Annotated in this window: 12 protein-coding genes and 1 rRNA gene (1 of these 13 only partly in view); 6 read left to right on the forward strand and 7 right to left on the reverse strand. The window is 47.8% G+C overall.

The annotated features are described in order from the left end of the window. The first annotated feature begins 26 nt into the window (after nt 1–26). From trmB to P3T48_RS03045, 3 genes are all read left to right on the forward strand, one after another. Nucleotides 27–797, forward strand: coding sequence for a tRNA (guanosine(46)-N7)-methyltransferase TrmB (gene trmB / locus P3T48_RS03035; RefSeq protein ID WP_022252602.1), 771 nt, complete (start codon nt 27–29; stop codon nt 795–797). A gap of 399 nt (nt 798–1196) precedes the next feature. Then, the gene (locus tag P3T48_RS03040) at nt 1197–1814 is read left to right on the forward strand and encodes a DUF6088 family protein (RefSeq protein WP_276505587.1); all 618 of its coding nucleotides are present in this window, start codon (nt 1197–1199) and stop codon (nt 1812–1814) included. Next, on the forward strand, nt 1811–2824 hold the full coding sequence (locus P3T48_RS03045; RefSeq protein WP_276505588.1) for a nucleotidyl transferase AbiEii/AbiGii toxin family protein: 1014 nt from the start codon (nt 1811–1813) through the stop codon (nt 2822–2824). Before P3T48_RS03040 ends, P3T48_RS03045 begins: the two co-directional genes overlap by 4 nt. 39 nt (nt 2825–2863) lie before the next feature. On the opposite strand, the gene P3T48_RS03050 is transcribed toward P3T48_RS03045, so the two are convergent. Further along, nucleotides 2864–4882 carry a glycosyl hydrolase 115 family protein gene (locus P3T48_RS03050; protein ID WP_276505589.1) on the reverse strand — a complete coding sequence of 673 codons (2019 nt, stop codon included), beginning with the start codon at nt 4880–4882 and terminating at the stop codon, nt 2864–2866. Nucleotides 4883–5008: 126 nt separating this feature from the next. Here P3T48_RS03050 and P3T48_RS03055 point away from each other — a divergent pair, with 126 nt between their 5' ends. Beyond that, nucleotides 5009–6106, forward strand: a complete 1098-nt coding sequence (locus P3T48_RS03055) for an Mrp/NBP35 family ATP-binding protein (protein WP_276505590.1) — start codon at nt 5009–5011, stop codon at nt 6104–6106. Nucleotides 6107–6163: 57 nt separating this feature from the next. Here P3T48_RS03055 and P3T48_RS03060 read toward each other — a convergent pair whose 3' ends face one another. The 5 genes from P3T48_RS03060 to P3T48_RS03080 all read right to left on the reverse strand — a co-directional run bounded on the left by P3T48_RS03060 (nt 6164) and on the right by P3T48_RS03080 (nt 12303). Then, nucleotides 6164–7420: an ABC transporter permease gene (locus P3T48_RS03060; RefSeq protein ID WP_276505591.1), complete on the reverse strand. Its 1257-nt coding sequence runs from the start codon at nt 7418–7420 to the stop codon at nt 6164–6166. A gap of 83 nt (nt 7421–7503) precedes the next feature. Further along, nucleotides 7504–8667 (reverse strand): ABC transporter permease, encoded by a 1164-nt coding sequence (locus P3T48_RS03065; protein ID WP_276505592.1) that lies wholly within the window; start codon nt 8665–8667, stop codon nt 7504–7506. Nucleotides 8668–8766: 99 nt separating this feature from the next. Continuing rightward, the gene (locus P3T48_RS03070; RefSeq protein ID WP_276505593.1) at nt 8767–9753 is read right to left on the reverse strand and encodes an HlyD family secretion protein; all 987 of its coding nucleotides are present in this window, start codon (nt 9751–9753) and stop codon (nt 8767–8769) included. A 65-nt stretch (nt 9754–9818) separates the two neighbouring features. Then, entirely contained in the window at nt 9819–11321 is a 1503-nt protein-coding gene (locus P3T48_RS03075) for a TolC family protein (protein ID WP_276505594.1), read from the reverse strand. A gap of 154 nt (nt 11322–11475) precedes the next feature. Next, nucleotides 11476–12303 carry a DUF6562 domain-containing protein gene (locus P3T48_RS03080; protein ID WP_276505595.1) on the reverse strand — a complete coding sequence of 276 codons (828 nt, stop codon included), beginning with the start codon at nt 12301–12303 and terminating at the stop codon, nt 11476–11478. Between the two features lie 103 nt (nt 12304–12406). On the opposite strand from P3T48_RS03080, the gene P3T48_RS03085 reads away from it, so the two are divergent. After that, entirely contained in the window at nt 12407–13207 is an 801-nt protein-coding gene (locus tag P3T48_RS03085) for a Cof-type HAD-IIB family hydrolase (RefSeq protein ID WP_217758545.1), read from the forward strand. 171 nt (nt 13208–13378) lie between these two features. On the opposite strand, the gene P3T48_RS03090 is transcribed toward P3T48_RS03085, so the two are convergent. Then, nucleotides 13379–13627, reverse strand: coding sequence for a hypothetical protein (locus P3T48_RS03090; RefSeq protein ID WP_276505596.1), 249 nt, complete (start codon nt 13625–13627; stop codon nt 13379–13381). A gap of 452 nt (nt 13628–14079) precedes the next feature. Here P3T48_RS03090 and P3T48_RS03095 point away from each other — a divergent pair. Further along, nucleotides 14080–14355 (forward strand): 16S ribosomal RNA (locus P3T48_RS03095) (it continues 1146 nt past the right edge of the window).

The raw sequence follows: 14355 nt of genomic DNA on the forward strand, positions 1-14355 counted from the left end.
CACGCAAAAACAACAAAGACAGATACATGAGCAAAGGAAAATTAGCAAAGTTTGCAGACATGGAGGCATTCGAGAATGTCTTCCAGTACCCTTATAGTGTGGTAGACGACGTGCCTTTCGAGATGAAGGGCAAATGGCGTGAGATGTATTTCCACAACGACAATCCCATCGTTCTCGAGTTGGGATGTGGTAAGGGCGAATATACCGTAGAACTTGCCAAACTCTATCCCGAGATGAACTTCATCGGAGTAGACATCAAGGGCGCCCGTATGTGGACTGGAGCCAAGAAAGCCATTGAGGAAGGACAGAAGAACGTGGCTTTCCTGCGTACCAACATTGAGATCATCGACCGCTTCTTCGTCCAGGACGAGGTGCAGGAGATATGGCTTACCTTCAGCGATCCACAGATGAAGAATCCTCGCAAGCGCCTTACCTCCACTTATTTCATGAACCGTTATCGCCACTTCCTCGTGGATGGCGGCATCATCCATCTCAAGACCGATTCCAATTTCCTCTTCACCTATACCACTTATATGGTGCAAGAGAATCATCTGCCTGTGCTCTTCCGTACCGAAGACCTCTATCATCATGAGGGCATCGACGACGTGACACGCAAGATTCTCTCCATCCAGACTTACTATGAGAGTATGTGGATAGAGCGCGGACTCAACATCAAGTACATGAAGTTTGAGTTGCCACGTCAGGGCGAACTGGTGGAGCCCGACAAGGAGATTCCTCTCGACGACTATCGCAGCTATCGTCGTGACAAGCGCACACCCAAGGAAACAGGCAAATAGCCTTCTCCTCTTCTTCTCTTTCTGATAAAATTCTTACTCAACTTTTGTAATTTCCGCTAATGGGGAAGTTACAAAAGTTGCAGACGTGCCGGCACTTACATCTTGTTGACTGTCGGTATGGCATAATACTCACGGTCGACATCAAAGTCGAGAACCCATTGGTCGAGGTTTACGGAGCTTTCGGGACACACAGATGGCAGGCGAGCCTTTGCACGTTACGGTGAAATCGACAATGAGATGAAATGTGAACTGGTGAAATTGATAGACTGACCTATTGCGAGTTTGCCAAAATAGCGTTTCAAAAGCGGATATTCAATAAAAACGTTGGTGTTTAGAAAAAAATACCATATCTTTGCAGATGAATAAGAACCAAAAATATAATAAAAAGGTTTCAAAAATATGGTACAAACATCAAGCCAAAGCACTGTAAATAAGATAGAAATGAGGCTTAGAGGAAAAGGACGTGGTTTGATAGTCTTCCAGCAAGACTATGCAGACTGCGGAACACCATCAGCCGTAAAGTCAACATTCCATCGTATGTATACCGACGGAATGTTGGTGCGGTTGGCTCATGGCATCTATTATTACCCCAAAGAGGACAAGGAATATGGACTTGGCTTCATCTATCCGTCTGTTGAAGATATTGCCCAGGCTATAGCCAAACGAGACAAGGCGAAGATTGTACCGATGGGAGCATATGCCTTGAATCGTCTCGGATTGTCCACGCAGATGCCCATGAATGTCGTGTTCCTTACCAACGGCGCACCACGTAGGATAAAGATCGGAAACGGGCGCGGCATCCTGTTCAAGCATTCTTCTTCGGGCAAGAACTTCGCCTATAAATCAGAGCTGATGATGCTTGTTGTAACAGCCATGCGCACCATAGGTGAGAACAAAATAACCGACGAGGAACGCAACGTGCTTGTCGAGCACGCAAAGAATGTAAACGACAACGATTTCAACCATGATATAAAACTTGCCCCTGCATGGGTGCGCAAAATACTAATTGCACGATGAAATTCATAGACATACCAGAAGAAAGACAACGTGAAGCTATCAATACCGTGGCATTGCAGACTGGATTGCCGCCGTCAAGTATCGAAAAGGACTGGTGGGTAACGCAGGTTTTGAAAGCCCTTCATACTTTGCTATATGCAGAATACATTGCTTTCAAAGGAGGTACAAGTCTCAGCAAATGCTGGAACTTGATAGCCAGATTCTCCGAAGACGTGGATATTGCACTCAGCAGAGAATTCCTTGGCTTTGGCGGTGAATTGTCGAAGACTCAAATCAGCGACAGGCTGCGTCGCGCAGCCTGTTCTTTCGTAAGGGAGAAGATGCAGTACGATGTGCAGAAAGCTTTAATGAATTTGGGCATACGGGCTGATGCTTTTTCCGTGGATGTTGTCATCACACCTGTTACAACAACTGACCCAGAGGTGATAACTATAACCTATCATAGTTTGTATGAAGTATCGCCATATATAAAGAATACGGTAAAGATAGAAATCAGCGGCAGGTCGATGATGGAGCCGATTGAGAAAAAGGCTATAAACGCTGCTGTTGACACCCTTTTCAGCAAAGCACCATTTGCAGAAAAGCCTTTCGAGGTGAACGCTGTCATTCCAGAGCGTACTTTCCTTGAAAAGGTATTTCTGCTGCATGAAGAGTTCAGGAAGAACGAGGTCAGAGTGGAGCGTATGTCTCGCCATATATATGATTTGGCAATGATGATGGATTCTGAAAACAAAATTGCTGACCGTGCAATCCACAACGAAGCCCTGTATAAGGCGGTACTTGAACATCGCAGAAAGTTCATCGGACTTAAAGGATTCAACTATGATGAGCTTTATCCTGCCACATTATGTATCGTGCCCAACGAGGAAATTGCAAGACTATGGCAAGATGACTACAAGTTCATGTGTGAGCACATGATTTTCGGGCTGGTGCCTTCTTTTGAGGAACTGATAAGCAAGTTGTCTACGCTCAACGACCGAATTAGACAGTTAAAATACCGAAAGACATAATGTAAACGAACTCGGCGAGAAATTTCTTATCCCGAGCACTTACATCTTGTTGACTGTCGGTATGGCATAATACTCACGGTCGACATCAAAGTCGAGAACCCATTGGTCGAGGATTACGGAGTCGTCGAGAGCGGTGATGTCAATGGTATGGTCGCCCTTCTCGAGAGTGATAAAGATGCTCTTCAAGGTCTGTCCGCGCCAGATGTCGCTCTTCCATAAAGAAGAGTTGTAGTCATCGTGCAGCGATATGACTACAGGTTCGCCCTGGTCGATGCGGATGCTTACCTGCTGGTTGCCTTTGTTGCCCGCATAGTCGGGCAGAGAAGCAAGGGTGAAGCGGGCGTCGCCTCCCTTCAGAATGCTGAAGGTGTAGTGGAGGGTCGACTCCTTGGGCAACAGGACACACTGGTTGCTATGGCCCGACAGGGGAAGGAGCGTGGCGGGCTGTTTGCCCGATGTGCTGTTCCATTCGTATGCATTCTTGGCGATGATGTCGTTGCTCATGGCACGCAGAGGGCGCAAGTCGGTCTCGCGGTCAAAGGCTTCCTGCTTGTATTGACTTATTTGCTCGTTGCTCAGACGGCCCGGCAACTGTGGCATCTGTAAGGCTCCGTCGTTGGGGTCGATGATGTTGCGCCATTTTCCTTTCCCTATGCTGCAGTAGTGCTGCACCAAAGTCTTGAGCTGCTGATAGGCGTCAAGGCTGAGGGCTGCTGCCGCCTTGGCTTCATCGTCCTTGTCGAACAGGCCCGGGCGGGCAATATGGCGTGCTTCCTGTGCCTCCAACTCCTTTTCGGCAATGAGGGCTGCCGAGAAGACGGGGTATTTCACCAACTGGAAATAGGTATCGCTCAACTCATTGGGCACAGAGCGCTCTATGCCAGTCACCTTGGCCTTGAGCTGGTCGTAGGCATAGAGGTAACGTTCCAGTTCGTTGCCAAACTCGCCGGAGTGGAACTCCATGTTGCCGAATGGCATAATCATGTATTCGGGCTGGCGGATGGAGGTGAGTCTGTAGTACTCCTTCATGATGGGCAGGAGATGACGGCCCAGGTTGCTGCCCAGTTGAGATGAGAGCCATGACTGAAGATGCTTGGTGAGGGTGGAGGCGGAAACACTCTTGCGGTTCCATGCCATGTCCATGACGAGCTGCAGCTGATAGGCCGCACTCTTGGGGTCGTACACATTGGCGATGCAGGCTTCGTGTTTCGTGCTCATTTCCTGCACGATGACGCCGGGGGCGCTGCTTCTCAGCCACAGCTGGGGGTTGCTCCACAGTATTTTGATGTCGCTGATGGTGTGTTTGTGCTTTTTGTGCTTCTTGCCCTGTGCCTGCAGCACCTTGTGCCCTGAGCCTATGATGATGTCGAAACTGTCTGTGACAGCCTTGTCGTAGAGTACTTCGTGATGGGAGCTCTCCTGCCACAGGGTGTTGGCACGCAGTCGCAACATCAGGCGGGCGATGCTGCTGAAGTTCCGGCTGCTCATCCATCGTGAGGAGTTGAGGGCAAGTCCACGATACTCGGTATCAGGTATCTGCAGACTCTCGTATCCCTGCTGTGTGCCTATGGTGCTCTGCTTATGGGGCTTGGAGTCATTCCAGTCGGTCCATGGCGATACGCCTGCCATGCGCGAGAGTTCCAATATGCCGTAGGCTGTGCCGCGGGCATCGCTTCCCACCACAATGAGCTTGCCGTTGCGGGTGGCTATATAGAAGGATTCCTTCTTGGTGATGAAGTGATGGATGGGGAGATTGTACTTCTCGAGTATGGCGAACTCCTTGTTGCTGAGCTGGTCCATCTGGAATATCTGCAGGGGTGCATTGGCTTTCTCCTTGGCAGCCCTGCCAGTAATGGTCTGCATGTCGTGGGCGAAGAGCTGCAGGGCTATCTTCACCACGTCGGAAGTCTTGGCATTGACAGAATAACTGACCTGCGAATTGCCGTCAGTCCAGAATACTTGTCGGGCAGCCTCGGCTGCCTGAGTCTTGAGGGGTGTGCCGCACAGGGTGATGGCGGCTATGATGAGGGTTGTTATGGTTTGTATTTTGCGTTTCATTCTTGCAAAGTTACACAAAACCGGGAAATATCCGTCATTCTCTGGTCATTAACTGCAATAATTTAGTTTTTATTTGCTTATTCGTGATTTAATGCGTAATTTTGCAGCAAAAATACAGAGAAAGAAATGACATTATATCCTAAGTTGATTATGGACGCCCTGGCAACAGTGGTGTATCCTGGCACCAAGAAGAACTTGGTGGAAAGCGGAATGGTGGCAGATCAGCCTGCCATCGACGGAATGAAGGTGAAGGTGATATTGGAGTTTCCTCGTGATACCGATCCATTCCTGAAGAGTACGGTAAAGGCTGCCGAGGCTGCCATACATTATCATATATCGAAGGACGTAGAGGTGGAGATCGTTACCGAGTTCAAGTCGGCTCCACGTCCTGAGGTGGGAAAGATGCTGCCACAGGTAAAGAACATCATCGCCGTAAGCTCGGGTAAAGGTGGTGTGGGTAAGAGTACAGTTTCTGCCAATCTCGCCATCGCCTTGGCGAAGTTGGGCTATAAGGTGGGTCTGCTCGATACCGATATCTTCGGTCCTTCTATGCCCAAGATGTTTGGTGTGGAGGATGCACGTCCTTACTCGGTACACAAGGAGGGACGCGACCTCATCGAACCTATCGAGAAATATGGTGTCAAACTGCTCAGCATCGGTTTCTTCGTAAGCCCTACCACAGCTACCCTTTGGCGTGGCGGTATGGCTTGCTCGGCATTGAAGCAGTTGATAGCTGATGCCGACTGGGCCGATTTGGACTACTTTATCCTCGACACTCCTCCAGGAACCAGCGATATTCACCTCACGCTGCTTCAGACACTGGCCATCACGGGAGCTATTATTGTGAGCACACCGCAGCAAGTGGCTTTGGCTGATGCACGAAAGGGAATAGACATGTATCAGAACGACAAGGTGAATGTGCCTATCTTGGGACTGGTAGAGAACATGGCTTACTTCACTCCTGCCGAACTGCCCGAGAACAAGTACTACATCTTCGGCAAGGAAGGCTGCAAGAATCTTGCAAAGGAGATGAATGTGCCTTTGCTCGCACAGATTCCTATCGTGCAGGGTATCTGCGAGGGTGGTGACGACGGAGCTCCTGCTGCCACCAAGGTGGATACCATTACGGGGCAGGCCTTCCTGAGTTTGGCACAGAGTGTGGTGACGGTAGTTAATCGCAGAAACAAGGAACAGGCTCCTACCAAGATAGTAGGAACAAAATAAGAAGAAATATATCTATAATAAAAAAGTTAGGAATGTAGACAAACATTCCTAACTTTTTTATTTGTGTTCTGTTTCTTCTTCATCCTCTTCTTCTGTCACTTCTGCAGTAAGATGGGCCTTGAGTCTGGCTGAGCGCAACTGCTGGCGGAATACCAAGCAAGTGGCAAAGAAATAGACAGCTGTCTGTATCCAAAGAGCACGGAACTCGGGGAGAATATCTGCAAGCGAGGCGCCCATGCTGCTGATTCTGAGAAATCCCCTGATGCCGAATGTGGATGGGAATACCCAGGAGAAGCCCTGCCAGAAGGAGGGCATATTGCTCAAGGGCCATGAAACACCGGTCATAAAGAGCAAGGGTACTGAGGTGAATACTACTAAGAGCATCACATTCTCGCGGTATCTTACCAAGCACGAAAGCATCAGACCGAAGAAGACGCAAGACAAGATGTAGGGCAAGAGGAAACCGAGAATGGTGGTCCATGTCACCATGCTGACGAAGCCAAACAACTTGGGTACCACCAATGCCAGATACATTCCCATCACGGCATAAACCATAAAATAAACCAACGCCTTGCCGAATACAATGCGGTAGATGCCGCCGTAATGCTTGCTTACTGGGATTAACTCGCGGTTTCGGTTCAGTTCTCTGGATGTTCCTGCTGCCATTCCGATGCCCAACAGCATGGTTTGTTGCAGGATAAGAATCAATACCGCAGGCAAGATGGCATTGCCATATCCCATGGTGGTGTTGAATATAGGTACTTCATCAAAAGCAAGTGGTTCGGTGGTTATCTCATCGTCTCGATCCGTAAAGCCGCCTGCCTGTGTAATCTGAATGCCCGAATTGATGTGGCTCGCCACAGCAAGAGCTGATTGGTAGATGGCCTTGTAGGTAAGCATCAGACTCATGTCGGTATAAACACTTACGTGGGCCTGTTCGCCACGGTTGAGACGGGTGTCGAAATCGGACGGGATATAGAGAATGCCGTGAACGGCTTGTTTTTGTACCAGTTGCTTCGCCTCGTCCAGACTGTTGCAATAGTAGGTGGCCTTGGCATCGGGCGTAGCATCATATTCGCGAATAAACTCCCGCGAGGTATGGCTGTGGCTCAGGTCGACAATAGCTGTGTCCACCTCGCGCACTACCTCGTTGTTGTAAATCCATGAGTAGAGCAGCGGATAGCCTAATGGCACCAGGATGCAGAAGATGAGAACACCCTCATCGCGAAACACATTGCGCATTTCGGTCTTCCAGATGAAGCACATATCCCAGATGCCATTGATGATCTTATATAATAAACTACTTTTTAACATAGAATATTGGACTTTTAACATTGGACTTTATGATTAGTAAAGCCGTTGAATTCTTCACTCTTCTTTCTTCACTCTTCGCTTTCCTATGGCAAGTACTTGTAAACCAGCATGGCTTTCTTGATGTTCCATATGGTGAGGATGGGAAGGGCACAGAAGAGCACCATGGCGCACCAGTGCAGAGCGGCATCGCTCATAGGGAATCCATTGAAGACGTTCATCTGGTAAATCATGTAGTAGTGACGCATAGGGAAAAGTTGTCCGATGGCCTGTATGGGTGAGTCCATAGAGAAAAGCGGATAGGTGGCGCCGCAGATGGAGAAACTCACTACTCCCCACAGCGAACACATACTCATCGACATGCGGAGTGAAGGGGTCAGACCAAAGAAGAAGATGCCAAAACACTGGCAAGCCAACACACTCAGCAAGCCCAACAGCACAATGGGAAGAACGCCACCAGGATGGGGAAACTTCAATACATAGTAGATGTAGAACTCGAACAGGAGGAAAATGCTCAGGAAGATGAGCGTCTGTGGAAGCATCTTGCCTGCGATGGCGAGATAAGGATTGTTGTTGGCCATTCGCATCCAGTTTTTTGCTCTGTTGAACTTCAGTTCGGTACCTATAGAATAAGGTGTAATCAGGAAGATGAACAACATGATGATTCCAGGCACCATCACGCTCGACAGATAGTAGTTGTAGTTGGCGTAAGGGTTGCCCGTCATGTGCAAGTCGATGGCTATGGGCTGCAGGAATGTCATGATCTCGTCATTCGTCTTGCCCAGTGCGGAAAGCTTTGCCATTCCTGCCGCTGCGCCTCCAAGAGTAGAAATGGTCTTTAAATCGCGGAAGAGCAAGGAACCTGCTGCAAGCGAGACGCTGCTGTAATAGAACGATATCTTGGGCTGGTTGGAAGTCATAAGCCCGCTCTCTGTTCCCTTAGGAATCAGGAGGAAGGCATAAATCTCATTGCGCTGGATAGCCTTGCGGGCTTCGGCTATGTTCTCGTAGTGAGAAACAACCTTGGTGGTCTGGAAGGCATCGAGTTTGTGGATGAGCTGGCGTGATGTGGCTGTCTGGTCCTGGTCTACTACGCCTACAGGCATGTCGGTAGGTACTCCTTCTGTCATCAGACTGGTGAAAAACAGAATGACGACAATAGGGAATATCACCATGCAGAAGAGGTAAATGGGATTCTTCCGCATGATGCCACATTCGCGCAGGGCAATATGATATAATTTCTTAAGCATAGAACTTTAAAAGTTGAACTTTGAACTTAACGAACAGCCTAAATTTTATGTTGTAAAACAATAGAATTCTTCACTCTTCGTTCTTCACTCTTCACTTTTTTATTTCTTGATGATGAGCGACATACCTGGGCGCAGTCCTTCCAACTTGGAGACGGGACGTGCCTTCACCTCGAAGGTCTTGCGGTCGTAGTCGCCATTATCCTTGGTAGCTTTCCAGGTGGCAAAAGACCCATGGTCCTTCAGGTAATAAACCTTCATCTTGATGTCTTTGCCAAAGGCTGGAACAAAGGCGGTGAACTCGTCGCCCTTATTGAGGCCTGCCAAGTGGTCTTCACGTACATTGAAGGTTCCCCACATGTCGCTCATGATGGAAATGCTCATGATGGGAGAGCCGAGACCTACTAATTCTCCTACCTTGGGATAGACATTGCTTACCTCGCCTTCCACCTGTGCTATCTGTACGGTTTCCTTCAGCAGGTTCTTCACTACATCGACAGCGCTCTTTGAGGCTTCTGTGTTGCTGGCTGCCACTCGCTTCTCTTGTTCGCGGGCGCCGTTGCGTGCCATGTCATACTGGCTCTTGGCTGCTTCTACCTGGGCTTCTGTAGCCTTATAGGCAGCAAAGGCCTCGTCGCGCTTCTGGCCGCTGATGACTCCCTCGTCATAGAGGTTCTGCATACGACCATAGGTCTTCTTGGCTATTTCGGCAGCTGCCATGGCTTGCTGATACAGCTGATAGGCTCCCTGGATCTGCTCCTTTCGGGCGCCGGCATCGGTCAGGTCTTTAAGGGCTTCGGTGGCCTGATTGGTGGCTTTCAGCATTTGCTCCTGCGATTTCATCTCTGGTACTTCCAGGATGGCAAGGGTGTCGCCTACATGCACATAGTCGCCTTCCTTGACGCGAAGTTCTACAACTCGGCCTGGCAACTTGCAGGATACTCGGTATTCTGAAACTTCCACTTCGCCCTGTATGGTGTCTTCGTCGCGCTCAAGGGTAAAGAAACCTATGATGCCTACGAGAATGACTACTGCTGTAAAACCGATGACGGCCAGCAGAATGTTGTTATGTTGTGATTTCTTTGACATGGGTATATATATAATAATGTGTAATAACTGAAATGTATGTGTAATGTCTGTTCTCTCTAAAAGGTTTATCTCAGGATGCCGAGTGCCTTGTTGAGTCCCACCTGGGTGAGTTTCACATCGATCTCGGCGTCTATCTTCTGGCTCTGTGCCTGCTGCCAGGCTGTCTGGGCTGCCATGACATCAGTCACATCCATCACGCCTTCCTTGAATCCTAAGTTGGCACAACGCAGGTTCTCCTCTGCACTGTTGATGTTCTTGCGGGCCATATTGAGTTTTTTCTCTGCTTCCTTTACCTTGAACTGACTCTGTGTTACCTGTAACTGAATCTTCTCGCGGGTGTCGTCGAAATTCATTTGGGCTATGTGGGCTGTGGCTTTGGCTGCCCTTACCTTATAGGCTCCCTCGCCCCAGTTCCATACAGGTATCTGTACGAGCACTCCTACGTTCCATACGCCAGTGAAGTTCTTCTGGAAACCGTTCCATACGTTAGGATTGGAAATCATGTAGCCGCCAGTAAGTGCCACATGGGGCAGGAAGGCTGCTTTCACTAAGTTGGTGGCTTGCTTGGAAGCATCGGTCACGTTCTGCAAGAGTCGAAGCTCTGGACGACTGCTCAGCGATGAGTCGTTGAGTGCTGCCTGTTGCTCGGCATGGGTGCTGGCGATGCTGAGGTTGAGTGCGTCTTTGTCCTCATCGGCAAGGGTTATTTCCTGATTCATCGGAATACCGCAGAGCTGGCAGAGGAGCATCTTCGAGAGCGCCAGTCCGTCTTCTACTTGGGTAATCTGCATCTCGGCTTCGTTCACCTTTACGTCTACCTTCAGTCCGTCGGCTCGGGTGGCTACTCCTTGTTTTATCATCTTGTGAACATCTTCGTTAAGTTTCTTTACCAGGTCGCGGTAGCTGATGGCGAGTTTCTCTTTCTGCTTGAGTGATACGACCATCCAGTAGGCTTGGTCGATGCTGAAGAGGGTGGTCTGGGTCTGAAGGTCCAGATCGTTGGCTGCCATGTTCTCGCCGATGTCTGCCAGTTTGTTGGCTGCTATGATGGCACCGCCCATATAGATGGGCTGTCGGAGCATTACGCTTCCGGCAAATATGTTGCGTGTATCTGTGCGGAAAGCATCGACGATGCCTTGGCCTGTGGCATTTAGCTTGTTGGCTACGGGAGCCATCTTTTCGCCAAGTACTTGTCCTAACTGCTGTGCTGCGTCTGGCGATATCTGACCTTGGCTTACCATCTGCCCGAGCAGTTCGTTCATGCCGCCTGATAAGCTAGACGACAGGTTGGTGCCGATGTTGCTCAATGTGGATTTCTGCCCCTTGTTGAGCAATGATATCTCGCGGCTAAACCATTCGTATCCTCCCATAGCGTCAACTTTGGGAAGGTACTGGGTTCTGGCTGATTTGCGCAGGTTGTAAGCCACATCTTTCTTAAGTCTGGAGACATTGATCTGCTTGTTGTTGCGGAGTGCCATGGCACGGCAACTGTCGAGGCTCAATGTGTTTTGGGCTTCGGCAGACAGCAATGTTCCTAAAAGTGCGAAAATAGTTACAATCTTTTTCATTCCTTTATCTAAAATTCCTTTAATCGCATGCAAAAATATGGAATTATTTTTAAAATGCAAAACAAATGATATTATCATTTATTTAAAAAACTAAAATTGTCTTGCTTTGTGGAAAAAAGGAACATTACAGTTCTGATGTGGAAGGACTTATGACTTAGAACTCTGCTTCTATATATCCTTCCCAAGTGGGGTCGAAGTGGAAGTCGGCTGTGCTTCCGTCTTCCTCGCCATCAAAGAGGTTCAGTGAGCAGATGGTCTGGTTGTTCTGCTTGATTTCCACGTCTTTCAGGTCTTTCTTTGTGATTGTATTACCCTGCTGATCATAGACGGTGATGATGATGTGCAACTTCTTGGCGTCGCTGTGGGGCAGGGTGTAGATGCGGTAGTCTTTCTGTTGTGGGTTCATCTCGCGTTCTTCTGTCTGTCTGCTGTTTACGCATCCGTATCCTGTAGTTGCATTGAGGGTGCTGCTGCCTCCTGTGTAATAGAATTTTATGGTCTTTGCTGTTGATGGAATAGCGTCTTTAATGTGGAGCACAAACATTCCTGTGACCCGATGGGGAGTGATCTCTTTCCTGAGATTGTCTTCGGTGACATGGAATGATTCGTAGTAGCAGAATGTATCGGTGGTTTTGTTGTCGGAGAATGTGATTTTCTCGGGCGACGAGACGGTGGCGTTCCCTTCTCCATTGTGCCCTATCACGACTGCTTGATAATCGCCTTCTGTGAGGGCAAAGGTGGCTGTTCCAAAGGTGGAGGAGGGACTCTGCTGGTTGATGTTCTTCACCTTTCCTCCATTGCGGAAGATGCTGTATGTAATTCTCTTGAAATGAGATATCTCTGCTTCGGTTATTTGTAGGGTCACGTTGCCGTTGCTCTCTGAAGTTTCTCCTGTGTCAACGGATTCTTCGAGCGCAAATTTCTCGCATGATATCAATGTCAAGGCGAAGATTGTCAGAGTTATAAGAAAGGTTTTTCTCATGTCGCAAAGATAATGCTTTTTTCGTTATTAACAAAAATAAATAGCTTTTTTTCATTCAAAACTTTTGAAATGATTATCTTTGTAGGCAAAATTTAAAAATATGATGGATAAGAAGATTAAGGCTTTGTTTTTTGATATTGATGGCACACTCGTCAGTTTCCGTACTCATAAGATTCCGCAGAGTACGGTAGATGCGCTGGAGGATGCTAAACGAAATGGGGTGGCTGTCTACATCTCTACGGGACGACCTATTATGCTTATTAATAACTTAGGTCAAATAGAACATCTCATAGATGGATATATAACTACTAATGGAGCTCGATGTTTTGTAGGCAATCATACTGTTTGTCTGCATCCTATTTTACGAGCTGATGTGGACGAGGTTGTGGCTGATGCTGATCGTAATGATTATTCGGTCATCGTGGTGGGAGAACGTCATCTTGTGGTTTATCATCCTACAGATATTGTCCGAAAAGTTTTTGTTGAGGGACTTGGTGTTGTCAACCTGGATTTCGGCACGCGTCTTGATGACTTGAAGAACGAGGATGTCTTGCAACTTACGCCTTTCTGCAGCGCAGAACAGGAGGCTGACTTGATGCTGAGATTGAGCAACTGTACATCGGGCAGATGGCATCCGGCATTTACGGATATAACATCGGGCGAGGCTGATAAGGGAAAGGGCTTGCAGGTTATGGCTGAATACTTGGGACTTGATATTTCCGAGACGATGGCTTTTGGTGATGGGGGCAATGACATTTCTATTATTCGTGAGGCTGGAATTGGGGTAGCTATGGGAAATGCCAATGAGGAGGTGAAGGCCATGGCTGATTATGTGACTTCTTCGGTAGACGAGGATGGCGTCAAGAATGCACTCGTTCATTTCGGAATCATTCAGGCTTCATAGATGGCTGACGTTGGTCATAATAGATGGCTGGCTTCGGTCATAATAGACGACCGGGCTTGGTTTTAATAGGTGGCTGACGTTGGTCTTAATAGACGACCAGAATTGGCCTTAATAGGCGAGGCAAGTCTTTGCCTTGCGGATTTGGCTTAAGCAGGAATGTTTTATGAACTCTCAACAAAATCCGGAAAACAGTGGCAGGAAAGCTTCTGTATATTTATTCGCCAGCAGGCTGTGCTTAACTGTGAGAAAATAATTTCCCAGTTGGGAAAAAATATTTTTCCAGTTGGGGCGATATGGTTTTGCAGTTGGAACTCGTTTTTCGGCAATTACTGCATGAATATACTGCATGAATATGCGTTGTAAGTCTTCGGCAGGTTTCGGAAAGTCAGAATGTAAGGCTTTGTTTATTGAAAACATCATGTTTTCCTTCGCTTGTGCGCCCGCACACGCGCAACCCGCGCTCCCGTGTGTATAATATAATGAGAGTGGGGCTGTAAAGTCTCTTATTCTTCACCCTAACTGTTAAATAACTGTTAATTTTCAAACTTTTTCGTCGAAACTCTTGCGTGTTTGGAAAATAGTTTGTATTTTTGCACTCGCTTTTGAGAAATACACTTCTCCCAAGCAACTAAAGAAAAGAGTTCTTTGAAAGATTTCACATAAACAGACAAGTAGTACAAGAAGCGGTCTTGATTACACCTTATTATATTATAGGGTTGTTGATTGAGACTGGGTAAAAGAAACAAGCCGTCAAGAAATTGACATTCAGGTTTTCTTAGACTACAATAAATTTAGTTAAGGATATTCGTCCTAAGACAGACAACAAACGCCGATTGTCTTGGAAACAAGACATGAAGTAAAAATGATATTTTACAATGGAGAGTTTGATCCTGGCTCAGGATGAACGCTAGCTACAGGCTTAACACATGCAAGTCGAGGGGAAACGATATTGGAAGCTTGCTTCCGATAGGCGTCGACCGGCGCACGGGTGAGTAACGCGTATCCAACCTGCCTATCACTTGGGAATAACCTTGCGAAAGTAAGACTAATACCCAATGATATTTATAGAAGGCATCGGAAATGAATTAAAGATTTATCGGTGATGGATGGGGATGCGTCTGATTAGCTTGTTGGCGGGGTAACGGCCC

Origin of the sequence: Segatella intestinalis, assembly GCF_029348455.1 — a bacterium.
Taxonomy (GTDB): Bacteria; Bacteroidota; Bacteroidia; order Bacteroidales; family Bacteroidaceae; genus Prevotella.

What these genes read in the sequence shown, in the direction of transcription:
- trmB (WP_022252602.1), top strand. Translation starts at nt 27, where the DNA reads ATGAGCAAAGGAAAATTAGCAAAGTTTGCAGACATGGAGGCATTCGAG.
- P3T48_RS03040 (WP_276505587.1), top strand. Translation starts at nt 1,197, where the DNA reads ATGGTACAAACATCAAGCCAAAGCACTGTAAATAAGATAGAAATGAGG.
- P3T48_RS03045 (WP_276505588.1), top strand. Translation starts at nt 1,811, where the DNA reads ATGAAATTCATAGACATACCAGAAGAAAGACAACGTGAAGCTATCAAT.
- P3T48_RS03050 (WP_276505589.1), bottom strand. Translation starts at nt 4,882, where the DNA reads ATGAAACGCAAAATACAAACCATAACAACCCTCATCATAGCCGCCATC.
- P3T48_RS03055 (WP_276505590.1), top strand. Translation starts at nt 5,009, where the DNA reads ATGACATTATATCCTAAGTTGATTATGGACGCCCTGGCAACAGTGGTG.
- P3T48_RS03060 (WP_276505591.1), bottom strand. Translation starts at nt 7,420, where the DNA reads ATGTTAAAAAGTAGTTTATTATATAAGATCATCAATGGCATCTGGGAT.
- P3T48_RS03065 (WP_276505592.1), bottom strand. Translation starts at nt 8,667, where the DNA reads ATGCTTAAGAAATTATATCATATTGCCCTGCGCGAATGTGGCATCATG.
- P3T48_RS03070 (WP_276505593.1), bottom strand. Translation starts at nt 9,753, where the DNA reads ATGTCAAAGAAATCACAACATAACAACATTCTGCTGGCCGTCATCGGT.
- P3T48_RS03075 (WP_276505594.1), bottom strand. Translation starts at nt 11,321, where the DNA reads ATGAAAAAGATTGTAACTATTTTCGCACTTTTAGGAACATTGCTGTCT.
- P3T48_RS03080 (WP_276505595.1), bottom strand. Translation starts at nt 12,303, where the DNA reads ATGAGAAAAACCTTTCTTATAACTCTGACAATCTTCGCCTTGACATTG.
- P3T48_RS03085 (WP_217758545.1), top strand. Translation starts at nt 12,407, where the DNA reads ATGGATAAGAAGATTAAGGCTTTGTTTTTTGATATTGATGGCACACTC.
- P3T48_RS03090 (WP_276505596.1), bottom strand. Translation starts at nt 13,627, where the DNA reads ATGATGTTTTCAATAAACAAAGCCTTACATTCTGACTTTCCGAAACCT.